General features: G+C 63.2%; 13 protein-coding genes. 4 read left to right on the top strand and 9 right to left on the bottom strand.

Going from position 1 to position 15,228, the window contains the following annotated elements:
- Positions 1-74: 74 nt before the first annotated feature.
- From VG320_RS12205 to VG320_RS12195, 3 genes are all read right to left on the bottom strand, one after another.
- On the bottom strand, positions 75-932 hold the full coding sequence (locus VG320_RS12205; RefSeq protein WP_327200366.1) for an ABC transporter substrate-binding protein: 858 nt from the start codon (positions 930-932) through the stop codon (positions 75-77).
- Positions 933-1,065: 133 nt separating this feature from the next.
- Entirely contained in the window at positions 1,066-1,767 is a 702-nt protein-coding gene (locus tag VG320_RS12200) for an amino acid ABC transporter permease (RefSeq protein WP_327200365.1), read from the bottom strand.
- Positions 1,768-1,829: 62 nt separating this feature from the next.
- Positions 1,830-2,648: an IclR family transcriptional regulator gene (locus VG320_RS12195; RefSeq protein WP_327200364.1), complete on the bottom strand. Its 819-nt coding sequence runs from the start codon at positions 2,646-2,648 to the stop codon at positions 1,830-1,832.
- 277 nt (positions 2,649-2,925) lie between these two features.
- Between VG320_RS12195 and VG320_RS12190 the strand changes: the two genes are divergently transcribed.
- On the top strand, positions 2,926-3,183 hold the full coding sequence (locus VG320_RS12190) for a hypothetical protein (protein ID WP_327200363.1): 258 nt from the start codon (positions 2,926-2,928) through the stop codon (positions 3,181-3,183).
- 127 nt (positions 3,184-3,310) lie between these two features.
- Positions 3,311-3,973, top strand: coding sequence for a cation diffusion facilitator family transporter (locus VG320_RS12185; protein WP_327200362.1), 663 nt, complete (start codon positions 3,311-3,313; stop codon positions 3,971-3,973).
- A 15-nt stretch (positions 3,974-3,988) separates the two neighbouring features.
- Here the strand turns inward: VG320_RS12185 and VG320_RS12180 are convergent, their stop codons facing one another.
- Entirely contained in the window at positions 3,989-4,738 is a 750-nt protein-coding gene (locus VG320_RS12180; RefSeq protein WP_327200361.1) for a 4'-phosphopantetheinyl transferase family protein, read from the bottom strand.
- A gap of 108 nt (positions 4,739-4,846) precedes the next feature.
- Between VG320_RS12180 and VG320_RS12175 the strand changes: the two genes are divergently transcribed.
- Positions 4,847-5,482 (top strand): nitroreductase, encoded by a 636-nt coding sequence (locus VG320_RS12175; RefSeq protein WP_327200360.1) that lies wholly within the window; start codon positions 4,847-4,849, stop codon positions 5,480-5,482.
- Between the two features lie 122 nt (positions 5,483-5,604).
- Entirely contained in the window at positions 5,605-6,336 is a 732-nt protein-coding gene (locus VG320_RS12170) for a hypothetical protein (protein ID WP_327200359.1), read from the top strand.
- A 58-nt stretch (positions 6,337-6,394) separates the two neighbouring features.
- Here VG320_RS12170 and VG320_RS12165 read toward each other — a convergent pair whose 3' ends face one another.
- The 5 genes from VG320_RS12165 to VG320_RS12145 form a co-directional block, all read right to left on the bottom strand.
- The gene (locus tag VG320_RS12165; RefSeq protein ID WP_327200358.1) at positions 6,395-8,866 is read right to left on the bottom strand and encodes a penicillin acylase family protein; all 2,472 of its coding nucleotides are present in this window, start codon (positions 8,864-8,866) and stop codon (positions 6,395-6,397) included.
- 58 nt (positions 8,867-8,924) lie between these two features.
- Positions 8,925-10,961 (bottom strand): Fe(3+)-hydroxamate ABC transporter permease FhuB, encoded by a 2,037-nt coding sequence (gene fhuB / locus VG320_RS12160; protein WP_327200357.1) that lies wholly within the window; start codon positions 10,959-10,961, stop codon positions 8,925-8,927.
- Complete coding sequence (locus VG320_RS12155) at positions 10,958-11,959, bottom strand: iron-siderophore ABC transporter substrate-binding protein (protein ID WP_327200356.1); 1,002 nt, start codon at positions 11,957-11,959, stop codon at positions 10,958-10,960. The genes fhuB and VG320_RS12155 overlap by 4 nt, the downstream gene beginning before the upstream one ends.
- A gap of 9 nt (positions 11,960-11,968) precedes the next feature.
- Complete coding sequence (locus VG320_RS12150; RefSeq protein WP_327200355.1) at positions 11,969-14,161, bottom strand: TonB-dependent siderophore receptor; 2,193 nt, start codon at positions 14,159-14,161, stop codon at positions 11,969-11,971.
- Between the two features lie 153 nt (positions 14,162-14,314).
- Positions 14,315-15,228: thioesterase domain-containing protein (locus VG320_RS12145; RefSeq protein ID WP_327200354.1), on the bottom strand; the 914-nt coding region annotated here is incomplete at its 5' end.

Raw genomic sequence — 15,228 nt, 5'->3', positions numbered from 1 at the left:
GAAGGGCATAAACGCGCGATTTTTCATGGTTTTCGTTACCGCGAATTTCACCGCATCGACCGGCCCAGGTCCGATCAGTTTTTCACCGGGAAATACCAGAGATTGCGGTCGCTATAGCCGAACTGTTTGAGGATCGATGCCAGCGTGCCGTCGGCGCGCAATTCGTCGAGCGCCCGCGACACCGCATGGTTCAGATCGACATCGCCTTTGCGCAGCGCATAACGGGCGTAGCCATATTCCTGCGGCAACGGCCGGTAATCGCTCACCATTTCGATAGCCGAAGTTGGATGCTGCTTGAGAAACATGCCGATCTTGACACTGTCCTCCATCGCGACGTCGATGCGCCCCGCCATCAGATCCGCGAATTCGGCCTCGCTGCTGGTGTAGAGCTTGAGTTCCTTGAGGTCCTTTCGCCCTTCCAGCAGTTGATGATTAATGGTGCCGCGCAGGGTACCCACGGTATGCCCGGCGAAGTCGTCCCAACCGTGAATCTTGAGGGGATTGCCGCGCTGCGTGGCGATCGCCGAGCCGTACCAGTACGCGGGACTGGTGAACGCCACCACCCTCAGGCGCTGCGGATTGGCGTGCAGATTGTCGACGATGATGTCTGCGCGCCCGGAAAGCAGCGTGGGAATCATCGCGTCAAAGGGCATGATGTTCCAGGTGACTTTCGTGATGCCCAGGCGCTTCGTGATCTCCTTGAAGATGCGCACGTCCGCGCCGTCGAATGCGTGGGTTTTATCGTCGAGATAGGTCGATGGTGGATCGGCGGCAATCGCGAGTGTCACGCCGTCGTGGACCGCGCGCGCATACGAGCCGTCGCCGCCCTGAAAACTTACGCCGGTAATACCGCCATTGTCGTCCGCGTAAGCGTTGGACAACGCAACCAGGCCCCCGATGATGGCGGCAAACGCCAGTATTGTTTTTCGCACAACACTCTCCAGAATAATTGGTATTAGTGATGTAATAAAACGACTCGATGAAACGACGTAGCAAAGCGATGTTATGTAACGACCATGATTTCGTTGCTTACGCAACGTCGCGGCGCTCGTAGCACATTGCCGCTCAGCGTCGGCTGTCTTGCGGATTCGCCATGCGCGGTCCGCCCATCTTGCGCTCCAGCCAGCGCACGACCCAGGCGCTCGGCCACGAGAAAGCCAAATATATCGCGCCGATTATCGTAAAGACGGTGGCGTACTGAAAATTCGTAGAGGAAATAATCTGCCCGGTGAACATCAGTTCCTTGACCGTGACGATCGACACCAGCGAAGTATCCTTGAAGAGCGAAATGGCGTAATTGCCCAGCGGCGGCACCACGATGCGCAGCGCCTGCGGCAGCACGATCAGCTTGAGCGTCTGGGCGTTGGACATACCGAGCGCCTTCGCGGCTTCGACCTGGCTCTTCGGCACCGCCTTGATACCGGCGCGGTAAACCTCGGCAAGATAAGCCGAGTAATTGATCGAAAGCCCGATGACGCCCGCAACAAAGGGATCGAAACGCAGCCCGAACGAAGGCAGCACGAAATAAATATAGAAGAGCTGCAAAAGCGCCGGTGTGCCGCGAATCAGCTCGATATAAGCGGCGGCAAGCATGCGCGGCAGCCGCGCGTGGCTGATTCTGGCGATCGCCAGCACAAGCCCGAACGGCAAACTCAGCGCAAGAATGCAGAACGTCAGTTCCAGGCTCGTGAGCGCGCCGCGCAGCAAATCAGGCAGATAGCTGCTCGCTCCGTGAAGATCGAACAGTCCAGCAAAGGTAGTCGGCATGAAGTCCCTGCCCCGTCGCGTCAATGCGCTTCGGTGATCTGTAATCGGTGATCGATAGCGCGTTAGCCGCGCGCGGCTAACGGCAGTTGCGCGCCGAGCATCCCGCTGATGCGTTCCGCATATGAACGCAGCGTACGCCCCAGTTCATGCAGATCATCGTCGCTCAGGCTGCTCTTGAGCGTGGTCACGCTGATTGCCGCGACGCCCTCGCCGTCGCGGTTCGTAATCGCCGCCCCCACGCAGACCACGCCGATATTGTCTTCCTCGTCATCGAAGGCATAGCCGCGTTCGGCCACGAGGATCAGATCCTTCATCAGCTCGGCGGGCGTCAGGCGGGTGTATTGGGTGCGCTCCGGCATGCCGGTATGCGCGAGTAGCTTGACCACCCGCGCGGGCGGCAGCAGCGCCATTAGCGACTTGCCAAGCGCGGAGCAATGCGGAAGCTCGCGCTGTCCCAGCGCGGAAGCAATTCGCACGATGCCCGGTGCATCAACACGATTGATCGCCACGGCGTAGCCATCGTCGTCGAGCACCGCGAGCCGCGACGTGAGGCCAGTCGCCTCGGTCAGTTCCCGCAACACCGGCATGGCGAGCTGGGACACACCCACGTCAGCCGCCGCGCGGTCCCCCAAATGCACAAGCGCAAAGCCCAGCCGATAGCGACGCGAGCCGCCTAGCCGCACATCGATGACATAGCTGCGGGCGAGCAGCGTCTGCAATAACGCAAATGCCGTACTTTTTGAAACGCCAATCACGGTTGCGATTTCGGCGACCGTGAGCCCCTCGCTCCCGCCTGTTCCCAATGCTTCCAGTACGTCGAGTGCCCGGCTGACGCTGCGAAGCGCGTAACGATCTTCAGTGGTCTGAGCTGCTTGTGTCATTTTTTATTTCGTGTTTTGCCGATTATTTTCGATGGCGGTCCGCCAGAACCCATGGTCAGCATCGCATGGTCGATATTGACAGTCACTATTGCGGAACCTACCATAAATAACACTACCGAACGACGTTCGGTACAGCCGAACGAATCCGGCTCCGTTCGACGCACCGGACCGAGGGAAGTTTCCCGGTGCTCGACCTACACACCCGCAAACAGGACGCCACAAGGCCAGCCACGCGCGCAGTGCATGCGCGTCGGATGCTTGCCGAGGCGGAAAAACAATGGGAATGATGTCGGAAGGGGGTTTAAATATTGGCGCGAGTCCGAAATTATCCGGCGCGCATTCTTTGAAACTTGCTAATGACGATCTGCGGCACATCAAGTCGTTGGTCGGGCGTTTATCCGCGCAGGAAATGAACGCCTCGGGCTTGCCGCCGGCCTATTGGCGCAAGCGCTTGCAGGACATTGTGCAAAGCCATCAATTGTCGAAAGTTCAACTCATTGAAATCGAGCGGCTGCTCGCTTCGTTGAACGCCTAGCGGCCTGAATGGCCGCATCCCGCAACATGACACGCGCGTGTTGTCACCGGCCTGCAATCTGACCTCGATACGCTAGCGGCTCTTCGCTATTGCGATTCCACGGTTATTGGTTGCGCGCGTGCACACTATGAAAACGCTCAAGCGAGCGTCCCTCGTCACCCTGCTCGTCAATCTCGTGCTGATGGGTTTCCAGGTGTGGGCCGGCTGGACATCGGGCTCTAACGCGATGGTGGCGGACGGCGCGCACAGCTTGATGGACGTCCTCACCGACGCCCTGGTGGCAGCCGCGATCTTCTGGGTGCACCACAACCCCAACGGCCACCGCAAACATCTGCTGCCCGTCGTGGCCGCGTTTGCCAGCCTGATGGTAATGGCGGTGGGCGCCGAATTTCTTCTGGTCAGTTTTTTTGCGCCATTCAATCAGGGCGACGACACCATCCGCCACGTCACGCTGTATTCGCTCGTGATTGCTCTTGCGAGTTTTCTCGTCAAAGGCTGCCTGTATGGCTATCTGAAGTGGACGGCGGCACAGGCCGAAAAACACGGCCACGCGAACTATGCGGGCGTCCTGCGTGCAAGCGCCCGGCATACCGGCGTGGATTCGATATCCTCGTGCATTGCCGCGATCGGCGTGACGGGGATGCTTGCCGGCGCGCCCTTCTTCGACAGAGGCGCGACCGCGCTGATCGGCTGCCTGATTTTTCTGTTCGGCTTCATGCAGAAGGAAAATCCTGTCTGGTTGCTCGCGAGCCGGTTTATCCGCTCGATTCGCTCCGGCAAATTCGCCTGACGCGATATTCGCCAATCAGGCGCTATTGAAGGCGAGACAGCCGGGATAACCGTCGATGTCTTCTATCCAGCGATAATGCATCGAGCGCGCGCCGTCGAATGCGTGCGCGCCTTCGGCCACTTGCGGCGGCCCGGCCGGTATTGCTGCGTGCAGGTCCACGCGCAGCGCCAGCAGTCCTTCGGTGATGCCCAGGCCGAGCGCCTTGAGCAACGCTTCCTTGGCCGTCCAGCAGCGGAAAAATTGCGCGGGTTGAAGCGCTAACGGCGATGCTTCGATCGCCTGCTTTTCAAGCGGCGTACACACGAGCCTGGCAAGTCCGCGCCAGTCGATGGCGGGATTGATGCGTTCGATATCCACGCCTACGACATGCCGCCGCGATACCGCGATCAGCGCGTGATCGCCCGAATGCGAGACGTTGAACGACAGCGCATCGTGGCGCAAATCGGCCAGCATCGGCTTGCCCCGGCTGGAGACGACAAGCGGGACATCGGCGGGATTCATGTTCAGGTAGCCGCCCAGCAGTTCGCGCAGCACGGAACGCGTCGCCGCTGAACGAATCCGGTCCGGCAGGCGCAAAAAGCGCGCAGCCCTTGCTCGCTCGGCGGCGTCCAGGAACGGCATGTCTTCGGCAAGCGCGCCCGCAAAATCAAAGCGTAGTTGCCAGACGTCGATCTCATCCGGCCAGCGCCCGCGCGCCATCAGGCGCACCGCGCGCGATGCGCCGCTGCTCTCCCACCGCCGTTCGTCGCCAGATAGATCTTCCATCGCGCCAGCATAAATCAACCTGATGCAAAATGCAATTGAATGAGAATCATTTGCAAATACATTGAATTTTGATCATCATAAGGTTCGTTTCTTCAACCGGATCAAGTTATGGATATGCCCGTTACCCCGACGACGGAAAATCGTGCAGCGAACCTCGCCTCGCCCGCGCGCGAGTCCTTTTTCGAAACCCTGCTCGCGAGACAATCGGCGTGGCCGCTCATCGAGCCGGGTCCGGGCGATGCCGAACTCGACCTGATCTTTGACGCCGCCTTGCGCGCGCCGGACCACGGCCGCCTACGTCCGTGGCGCTTTGCCTTTATTCGCGGCGAAGCGCGCGCCGAGCTTGGCGAGATTCTCGTCGATGTCGCCGCCGCGCGCGAACCCGGCACGCCGCGCTCCTCGCATGCACATCGGCGCGAGAAGGCCTTTGCCGCACCGGTCATCGTCGCCCTCGGCGCATCGATTGCAAGCAGCGGCCCGATTCCCGAACTCGAACAGATGCTTAGCGTGGGCGCGGCCACAATGAACATGCTCAATGCGATTCATGCGCTCGGTTATGGCGGCTTCTGGGCAACCGGTATCGACACCTACGACGAAAAACTCAAAGCCGCGCTCGATTTCGAACCCACCGACAAACTGCTCGGCTTCCTGTTTATCGGCACGCCGAAATCGCAGGAACGCACGGCGTTTCGCCCGCCGCGCACGAATCATGTGCGTGAATGGCTCGGCAGTTCGTCCATTTGATCTGTTTGTTCCGCGCCGCGGCGCTCTCTTTCATCGACCGGCAAACGTTGTCGTCGCAATCCGTAAAATCTGGTAAGGAATGCCAATGAGGACGCATGCCGATCCAACCATCAAGAGACGCCATGGCGCAATCTGAAATTTACGCTGTGCATCACACTCCCGATTTGCGCTTCGTCCCCTGGAAGTTTGATGAGATCGAATTTCGTCATCAGCGCCTGCCCACAGCCAACGAGTTGACGCTCTGGCGATTTCGCGCTGAGTGGGGTTCGGCGAGCCGCGCCTCGTTTCCCTTTCATATCTCGCGCGACGAACAGAATCGCGCTGCACGCAGCCCGAGTTCGGCCATCGCGAAGCGCTACCTCGTTTCCCGCGCGGTGCTGCGCAACATCCTGTCGGTCATGCTCGACTGCCCGCCCGCGCAAATCGACCTCGACGACGATGCCCATGCGCAGCCGCAGCTCATCGCGCCAGCGCCGCGTCAAAAGCTGTGCATCAGGATGGCCTATGCCGGGATCTGGGTTCTGCTCGGTATGAGCGGCCAGGATTTCGGCATGAGCGTCGCGCTTCCCGATGTGCGCCCCGTTACTTTGGATGACGATGCAATCCAGAACAGGACCCGCGACCAATCGCGTCGGGACAGCGTGCTGTCACTCGCGGGCGTGGACGCGTTCACATCATCAACCCTCGATTTCGAACTGATGGGCAATACGGCGCTGCAGGCCAGTTGTGACGCCAGCAGCGCCCATATTGTCGAAGTGCCGATGCCGGGGCAGATCTGCGCAGCCGTCGCCACCCATGAGCCCTTGCGGGCCATCGATGCGGTCGGCTGGCGCAGTTACGAGCAGATCGCCTAAGCAGACTAAGCAGGCCCTATGGGCAGACAGCCCGCGGCTTCCGCGCGGGCTCGCACACTCAGTTGCGGCTATCGAGCACCTCGGTGCGACTTCCCTCGGCCGCCTCAGCCGCCGCCTGATCGAACAGGAATCGCGTCCACGTTTTGTGCGCGTAGCGCGCCGTGCCTTCGGCGTAGTTGGGCGAAGCCGGATCATCGGCTTCAGAAGGCGCCAGCATCGTGTCGGCTTGCGGGCCGTGTTCTCCGAACGACACGACCTGCACATAGCTGTTGCCATGCAGATCGCCATCGGGCGTGGATGCGCTGCGCGGGATCATGCCCTCCAGACACGCAGACGTGAAATAACCCGCGAAATCGCAGCCACCGTACAAGGGATAACGCACATCGCCGCGTTGCGAATAAAGCTGCTGCGAGCGTGTGGAGTCGAGCGCGAGTCCGGCTTTCGACATCGCCACGACCGCCTTCGCCAGCGCCTGCGCCAAGGCCGGATCGTCGGCCTTGAGGCCGGCTGGCGTATCGAGCGGCCGCGCCGGATCGAACGGTGTCGCGTACAACTGCTGCGCCGGAATCCTGCTCGCCTCGCGCCAGAACGCATCCCACAGATTCGCGCCGCGCGCGTCGGCATTGCCGCTGCCGTCCCAGGCGCGCAGCACCTTGCAGGCTTCGGCGAGATCGACCGTGTCCGTGGTTGTGTTCGCCATATCCGTCAACGAGACCAGCGGCGCACGCTGACCCGTCGCGCACAACGCGTCGAGCACGGGCTTGCGCATCAGCGTGGCGGACATCGACTCGCTGTCGAGCACGCGCCGCTCCAGCGCCTCGCGCGTCACGCCGCCCGGTTGCGCCAGCAGTTGCGCGGCGATCGTGTGGCCAAGCCGCGTGCGCAGCGATTGCGGCGTGGCGGTTTCGCCCATGATCTTCGGGTAGCCGATGAGTGGCGCGGCCGGATTGCTCAGCCAGAAGCTGCCGTTGAAATTTCCGACATAGTCGTCGCGCAGCAGGCCCGGCATTGCCTGTGCCGGGAGCCGTTCGGGCGTTGCGCCGAAGGCGCCGTTCCATGCGCATGCCGGCTGGCTGCCGTCGAAGAACGGCACACCCGGCACCTTCGCGTCGAATGCGTGGCCCAACGCCGTGGTGCAGCGCGCGGCCAGCGCGTCGGGCACATTCGGCACGGCGCCGATATCGGCGTACCAGACGCGCGGATCGTTACGGCCAATCGCCACGGTATTGACCCACGGCATCGCCGCGAAGCGCTTTTGCGTCGCGATGAACGCATCCAGCGAATCGGCCCGGCCCCACTCCAGGAAGTTTTCGAACGCTTCGGCGTTATTGGCGTTCACATCCCACAGCGCGAACGCGCGCGTATCGCTCCATTGCAGCGGCTTCGCCATCGACGACAGATCGACCAGCGGGCCAAAGCGCGAGCGATACAGCGTGCGCGTCACCGGCGCAAGCGTGCCGTCCGCATTGCGCACCTGCACCGTCACGGGCACGGCGTCGAGAGACTGCACGCGGCCATCGTAGAGATACTGCGTCGGATGGCCCGGCACGAGTTTCAGCTCGAAGATGCCAAAGCGCCGCGCCGTGGACACCGTATGCGTCCACGCCACATCGCGATTGAAGCCGATCACGATCACCGGCACGCCGAGAAACGACACCCCGGCCACGTCAAGCTGCCCCGGAATCGTCAGTTGTGCCTGGTAGAAGCGATCGGGGCCGCGCCAGAACCAGTGCGGGTTGCCGAACAGCAGACTGTGGCCGTCGTGCGTTTTGCCCGCGCCGAACGCAAGCGCATTGCTGCCGATGCCATGACCGCCGCCGACTTCGAATTGCGAGGACGCCAGCGTGACATTGGCGCTACGCGGCGTATCGGCTGCGGCAGCGGGCGCGGAAGCGGGCAAAGCCGTGCTCTCAGGCGGATGCGCACGTGCAATGGCGTCGATAAAGCGCGTAGCCCCGCCCGCCAGCATCGCCGCCATCAAGCGTCGATACACATCGTCGGCGGAAATCGGCGTAATCCAGGGCTTGCCGCGGCATAGCGTCTGCGCACCGGCGTGTTCGCCATGCGCAAGCTCGCCGATATAGCGGTCGTATCCTTGCGCGAATCCGTTCACAAGCTTCTGCATATGCGCGGGCTGCGCCGCGCGATAGCGCGCCACCGCCGCGTCGTCCAGCATGAAGCGGAAGAAAAAATCAGCGTCGAGATTGCGCGGCATGCCGAACGACGATGTCGAATCGGCGTGCCCGTCCCCGCCGAAATACTTCGAACGCTCGCCCCGGTAGGTAGTGAACGCCTGCGCCATCGTGCAGAGTTCGTCCTGGGCCTGCACATAGCCGTAGCCATAGCCCAGATCCTGCCAGTTCGACGCGCGGATATGCGGTGTGCCTTCGGCCGTACGCACGATCTGCACGCGATGATCCTGCTCGCGGGGACCCGCGTCCCTCGCGCCGGCATTCTGTTGAGTTGCACAAGCGGCCATCAGCAGCGCGCTCGCCGGAAGCAGCATGGCGAATCGGAGGGTTCGGGTCATCGGTTCCTGTTTGCTCGGGAATAAGATCGGGAGTAAGGATTGAATGGCGGCTGGCGGATCAACGGCGCAGCAACCACAACAGATAGGGGCCGCCAATCAGCATCGCCAGAATGCCGGCGGGCATCTGCTGCGGAAAGATCAGGTTGCGGCCGAACCAGTCGGCCACCACCATCACCAGCGCGCCGATCAGCGCCGCGACGATCATCTGCGCGCGGGCGCGTGGAAAGCCCAGCAGGCGCGCAAGATGCGGCGCCATCAGGCCGACGAACGAAAGCGGCCCGATCACCACGGTCGCGCCCGCCGTCAGCAACGCCGAAAGCAGCAGCACCACGAGGCGCGCGCGCCGGCTATCGACGCCGAGCGCATCGGTCACCGCGCCGCCCAGCGGCAGGATATCGAGCCAGCGGCCGCACAACGAGGCAGCCGCGTAACCGGCTACGGCCCAGAGCGCAGCCGTGAGCGCGATCGACGGTGTCATCAGGTAGGTCGAGCCCATCGTCACGCTGCGCAGCAGGAACGAATACGCCCCGCCGCTGGCGGTCGCGAGCGCAATCACCGACTGCGAAAAGCCGCTGATTGCCACGCCCACGAGCAGCAGATAGCCGGGGGCGAACCCGTGCTTGCGGCTGAGCGCCAGCATCAGCGCGAGCGCAGCGAGTGCGCCAACACCCGAGGCTCCCAGCAGTTGCGTGGTTGTCGGCGCGGCCACGAAGAGCGCCACGGCCATCAGTCCGAGCATCGCTCCGCCGCTCACGCCAAGCAATTCGGGACTCGCCATCGGGTTGCCGCTGGTGCGTTGCAGAAGCACGCCCGCGAGCGCGAGCATGACGCCCGCCGCGCCAGAGGCGAGCATGCGCGCCCAGCGCCAGCCCACCAGTTCGCGCCACTGCGTGCCGGTGTCCCAGCTCCAGCCCTGCACGCTTTGCGACAGATGCAGCGAGACGAACACCGCAAGCAGCAGCGCGACGAACAACGCCACGCTAACGCGGCGCGGATCGCGGCGTGGCGCAGGGGTTGCGTCGTCGCGTGCAGAGAGCGTGCCGTCCGTCGGCATTTTGCGCAGCAGAAACAGCAGCAGCGGGCCGCCGAGCAGCGCGGTGGCCGCGCCAGTCGGCAGCAGATCGCCGGCGACGCCCGGCAGACACTGCACGAGCTGATCGGTCAGCGCGAGCAACAGCGCGCCGGTCAACGGCCCGGCCATCAATTGCGCACGCAACGTTCTCGCACCGGCCAGGCGCACGAGCGCGGGTCCGGCCAGCCCGACGAAACCGATCACGCCGACCGAACTCACGACAAACGCGCTGAGCAGCACCGCCGCGCCCAGCGCCGCGCCGCGCGTCCACGCGAGCGGCAGGCCAAGCTGGCTCGCGCCTTCGTCGCCGAGCGACAGCAACGTGAGCGGACGCACCAGCAACGCCGACACCAGCACCGCGCCCACCACGCGCGGCAGCAGCCACAGGAAGCTGTCCCAGCCGTTCTGGCTCAGCGATCCGCCGCCCCAGATGAACACGGAAATCAGCTGGCGTTCATAGGCGACCGTCAGGATCACGCCGACCGCGCCGCAATACAGATTCACTACCATCCCAGCGAGAATCACAGCCACTGGCGCAAAGCGCTTCTTGCGCGTGAGCGCGAGCGTGATGAGCATTGCCCCGACGGCGCCGCACAGCGTCACCGTGAAGCGCATGCCGGCAAGCCACGCGGGCACCCAGATCGCCGCCGCCGTCAACGCAAGATGACCGCCCGCCGCGACGCCAAGCGTCAACGGCTCCGCCAGCGGATTGCGTAGCACCTGCTGGAACAGCACACCCGCATACGCGAGCGCCGCGCCCGCGAGCAAGGACACCGCAAAACGCGGCAGCCACGCATACCAGACGACCAGCCGCTTGAGCTGGAGCGCCGTATCCGCGTGCGAGGCAGACAACGAAGCCGACGAGGCAAACCATTCCCCCGGCGGCAGCCAGGCCGATATCGTGTGTACGGCCAGCAGCGCGGTCAGCACGGCCAGCGTAAACGGCAGCCAGCCGGCGTGGCGCGCACGCCCGGCCGCAAGCTGCGACGGCACGTCGAAACGCGGTTCGGATACGCGGGTCACGATTGCGCCTCCGTCAAAACGTCGGTGAGCGCATCGGCGAAACGCATTGCGGACATGGGGCCGCCGGTCGGCGCAATCGCCGTCGTGGTGGCGAGCTTGCGCCCAGCGACAAAGGGCAAGCCGCGCCATAGCGGGCTGTCGGCCAGATCGCTGGCGACATTGGGCAGCGGCGCGCCGTTGAGGATCGCGCGCGCATCGGGCGCGGTCGCCAGTTCGGCGAGATCGGTCTGGGCCATGCCCTGGATATCGGTGCTGCCCTGCCAGGCGTTGCGCAAGCCTAGCTTGCCCGCGACGCCGCCAAACAGGCTGCGCGCTCCATACACGGTGACGTGGCGGCCATCGATGGGCCGGAGCAGGAACAGCGGCGCGCGACGGGCCGCGCCGGTCGAGTCTGCATCGGCCAGACGCCGCGCGCAACGCGCGAGCGTGCCGTCCAGGCGCGCAAGCAGCGCTTCGGCCTGGGCCGTACGGTCAAGCGCAGTGCCAAGACGCAGCGTCTGTTCGCGCAGGCCCGGCAGCACCGCCTGGCCGGACTGGTAAATGGTCACGCTGAGCGTCGGCGCGATCTTTTCCAGTTGCGTCCGCAACATCTCGTGCCAGTTGGTAATGATGATGAGGTCCGGCCGCAACGCGTGCAGGACCTCGAAATTCGGCTGGAACAGCAGCCCCGTATCCACTACCTGTGCGGGTAGCGGCGGCACGCTGTTGAGATTCCTGTACCACAACGGCCGCGCGACGCCCACCGGCACAAGGCCGAGCGAAAGCACGATTTCCGTGAGGTCCCAGTCGAGTACGACGACGCGGCGCGCCGCGCCAAAGGTTGTGTGCGCAACATCATCGGCGAATGCCGCACGCCACGGCGGCAACAGGCAGGCGGGCGCCGCCATGCACGCGGCCAGTCTGGCCAGTGCGCGGCGGCGCCCGCTATCGCAGACACGCCCGGTGTCGTCCGGGCGCATCTGCGTGGCCTCAACAAGCGTATCGGCGATCTTTACCACTGACTACGCTCACCAGGTGTAACGCGCCGTACCCACGATGGAACGCGTCGCGCCCCAATAGCAGTAGAACGTGTTGGTGCAGTAGGAGATGTATTCGTGGTTGAACAGGTTGTTGATGTTCAGGCCCAATCTCCAGTTCTGCCAGTCGTAGTGGAACGCCAGATCCACCAGCGTGCGTGCAGGCACTTCGAAGGTGTTCGCGCTGTTGCCTTCCGAACTGCTCATGTAGCGAATGCCGCCGCCCAGACCGAAGTTACGCAGCGGACCGCGATGGAAAGTGTAGTCGGCCCACAACGCTGCGTTATGACGCGGCGAGATGGTCGGACGCTTGCCTTCGTAGGTCGTGTCCTCGGTCACGACCTGGTTCAGATACGTGTACGACGCGATCAGCTTGAGGTCGTCGGTGACGTTCACATGCGCTTCGGTTTCGATACCGCGCGAGCGCACCTGGCCGGTCTGCACCTGGTAGTTCGCGTTGGTCGGATCGGTGGTCGCCACGTTGTTCTGGCGCAGATCGTAGGCGGACACGCGGAAGTAGCCCGCATAGCCCTTCGGCTGGTAACGCACGCCCACTTCCACCTGCTTGCCGGTGGTCGGCACGAACGGCGAGCCGCCTTCCGTCGATCCGAGCACCGGTTCGAACGAACGCGCATAGCTGACGTAAGGCACGACGCCGTTGTCGAACTCATAGGCAAGGCCCGCGCGCCAGGTGAAGGCGTGGTCGTTGGCGTGGCTGACCGCCCCCGCGTCTTCCTGATTGGTGCCCGCATAGTCCTCGCGAATGCCGACCGTGAAGACCCAGCGCTTGTAGCGCATTTCGTCCTGCGCATACACGCCGATCTGGCTCAGCGAATAATCGACGCGCTCGGTCGGCAGGATCGTCGTGAGCGACGAATAGTCCGGGTTGTACAGATTGAGCGTGCCCGCGAGGCCGCCGCCCATGTCGTCGCCGCCCAGCACCCGGCGATAGTCGACGCCAAACAGCACGGTATGGTCGACCGGGCCGGTGGCGAATTTGGCCTGCGCGTGCGTGTCGACCTGAAACTGGCTCCAGTGCTCGTTATCGACATTGCCCCACATGTAGGCCGTGTTGTTATTGGTGAGATTGCTCGTCACCGAAGTCTGGTAATAGCGCTCGTCGATATGCAGGTAACGCAGATTCTGCGACACGCTCCACGTATCGTTGAACGCGTGCTGGAACTGATAACCGAACCAGTATTGCGTGCGATGCATGCCGTCGGTGTTCGGGTCGCCAAAGTACTTGTCCGGGCCCAATTGACCGTTAGGATTGCTCCAGATCGTGCCGCTCGCGGTAATCGGATTGAACAGGCCGCCGTTCGGGTCGCGCTGATAACCGGCTTGCAGCGTCAGGCTGGTGTTGTGATCGGGCTTGATCGTGATGGACGGCGCAATCGCAATGCGCTGGTCCTTGATGTCGCTAACCTGGGTTTCCGAATCGCGGCCGATACCGGTGAGGCGGTACAGCACCGTGCCGTCCTTGTCGAGCGGGCCGCTGAAGTCAAAGCCAAGCTGGTAGTTGTTGTGATTGCCGATCACCGCTTCGATCTCGTGATACGGCGTTTCGGTCGGCAGTTTGCTCACATAGTTGACCATGCCGCCGGGGCTACCCTGACCGTACAACACCGAGGACGGCCCGAACAGTACGTCGATGCGGTCCATCAGGTAGGGATCGATACGCGGCGTCGCGAAGCGCGGCGACTGGAACAGCGCGAGGCCGTCCATATAGGAGTCCATATCGAAGCCGCGCGCGCGCAACTGGTCGAAGCGCACATCGGTGCCGTCCTGGGTGTAGACGCCGGTGGTGTAGCGCAGCGCCTGGTCGACGGTCTGCACGCCCTGATCGTCCATCTGCTGGCGGGTGACCGTGGAAATCGATTGCGGATTGTCGATGATCGCCGAATCGGTCTTCGAACCCGTCTTCGATCGCGTCGCCACATAGCCCACGCCCGGGCCCTGCGGATCCTGAAGCGCCGTGCCCTTGACCTGCACGGCGGGCAGCGTGCTGCCGTCTTTGGTCTGCGTCGCCGTCTGTGCTGTCGTATCCGTGGTCTGCGCCGTCTGCTGCGCATGCGCGATTGTCCCCATCACGCCCATCATGATCATCACGTAACCCTGACGGAAGCGCGGCGCCCCTGCTCGCCCGCACGCCACTGCCCGCTTCCCGTAGCCTTTTACCTTCATTTATTCAAACTCCAAGAATGTCCAACTGCCAAACTTTGCTTTTTTCTATATGCCTTCGCAGCGCAGCAAATGATACTCTAAATGGGAATGACTCGCATTTCTATTCAAAAGTAATTTTCCTGTTGTATGGAACATGAAAGTTGGGCCGCGGATTCAGCGCGTTTCAGCGAGCCATTGCGCCAGCGTTTTCTGCAACGACGGGTGATGAACGATCCCCGCGTGCGTCGCATCGATGGCGTAATCGTGGACGCCGGCGCTCGTGTGACGCGCCCATTCCATACGGCGAAGCGGGTCTGCGTCGTTACGCGTGGCACGCCAGACATGCAGCGGCGTGTCCAGCACCGGTAGCGCGTGTCGCGCCATCCAGGCCGTGTGCAGCGTGTCCGCGCGCAGCGCGGCGCGGATCAGCGCGGCACGCGCGGCGTCTGCCGGGAAGGCGTCGAATGGTATTTGCGCCGCCGTCTTCCCCTCGCTGAGCGTGGGGTCGGCTGTGTCGGCGAGCCAGTGCGTGGCCGTATCGACAATGCCGATGAAGTCGCAACGCTCGCCGGCCTGCGAGAGTGCGTGCGCCACCGCCACTGCAACACGCCCGCCAAGCGACCAGCCCAATAGTGAATACGGACCGTACGGCTGAATCGATTTAATGCAACTCGCATATTCAAGCGCGAGAGATTCGATTGAATCGACGTCCAATCCGGCATCACAATCGGCGCGCTGGATGAATGGCGATTGAATCGCAATGAGCGTAGCCGCGCCGTTGAGCGATTTCGCGAGCGTCCGATAATCGCCGATCATTCCGTGGCCGGGATGAAAGCAGAATACGGTACGCGGCGCGCCCAGCGCATTGAGCGGCAGCGCGGCATGGCGAATCGCGCCGTCGGGAACGGCGGCGGGCAATCGCGCCGCCGATACGAGCGCCAATTCGATTGCCGCACGCTCGAGCCACGTATCCACCACGGCGCCATCGTGCTGCGCGAAGCCGGTTTGCACGCCCGGCGCAATGTCGCGCGCCGCTTCTTTGTCAGCCGCATCGTTGTCGCGTTGTGCGCCCACCAGGTGGTCGATCA

The sequence above is a fragment of the Paraburkholderia sp. genome, from assembly GCF_035948235.1.
Taxonomy (GTDB): domain Bacteria; phylum Pseudomonadota; class Gammaproteobacteria; order Burkholderiales; family Burkholderiaceae; genus Paraburkholderia.
The sequence above is the reverse complement of the archived record's forward strand: the minus strand, read 5'-3'. Positions and strand labels throughout refer to the sequence as shown.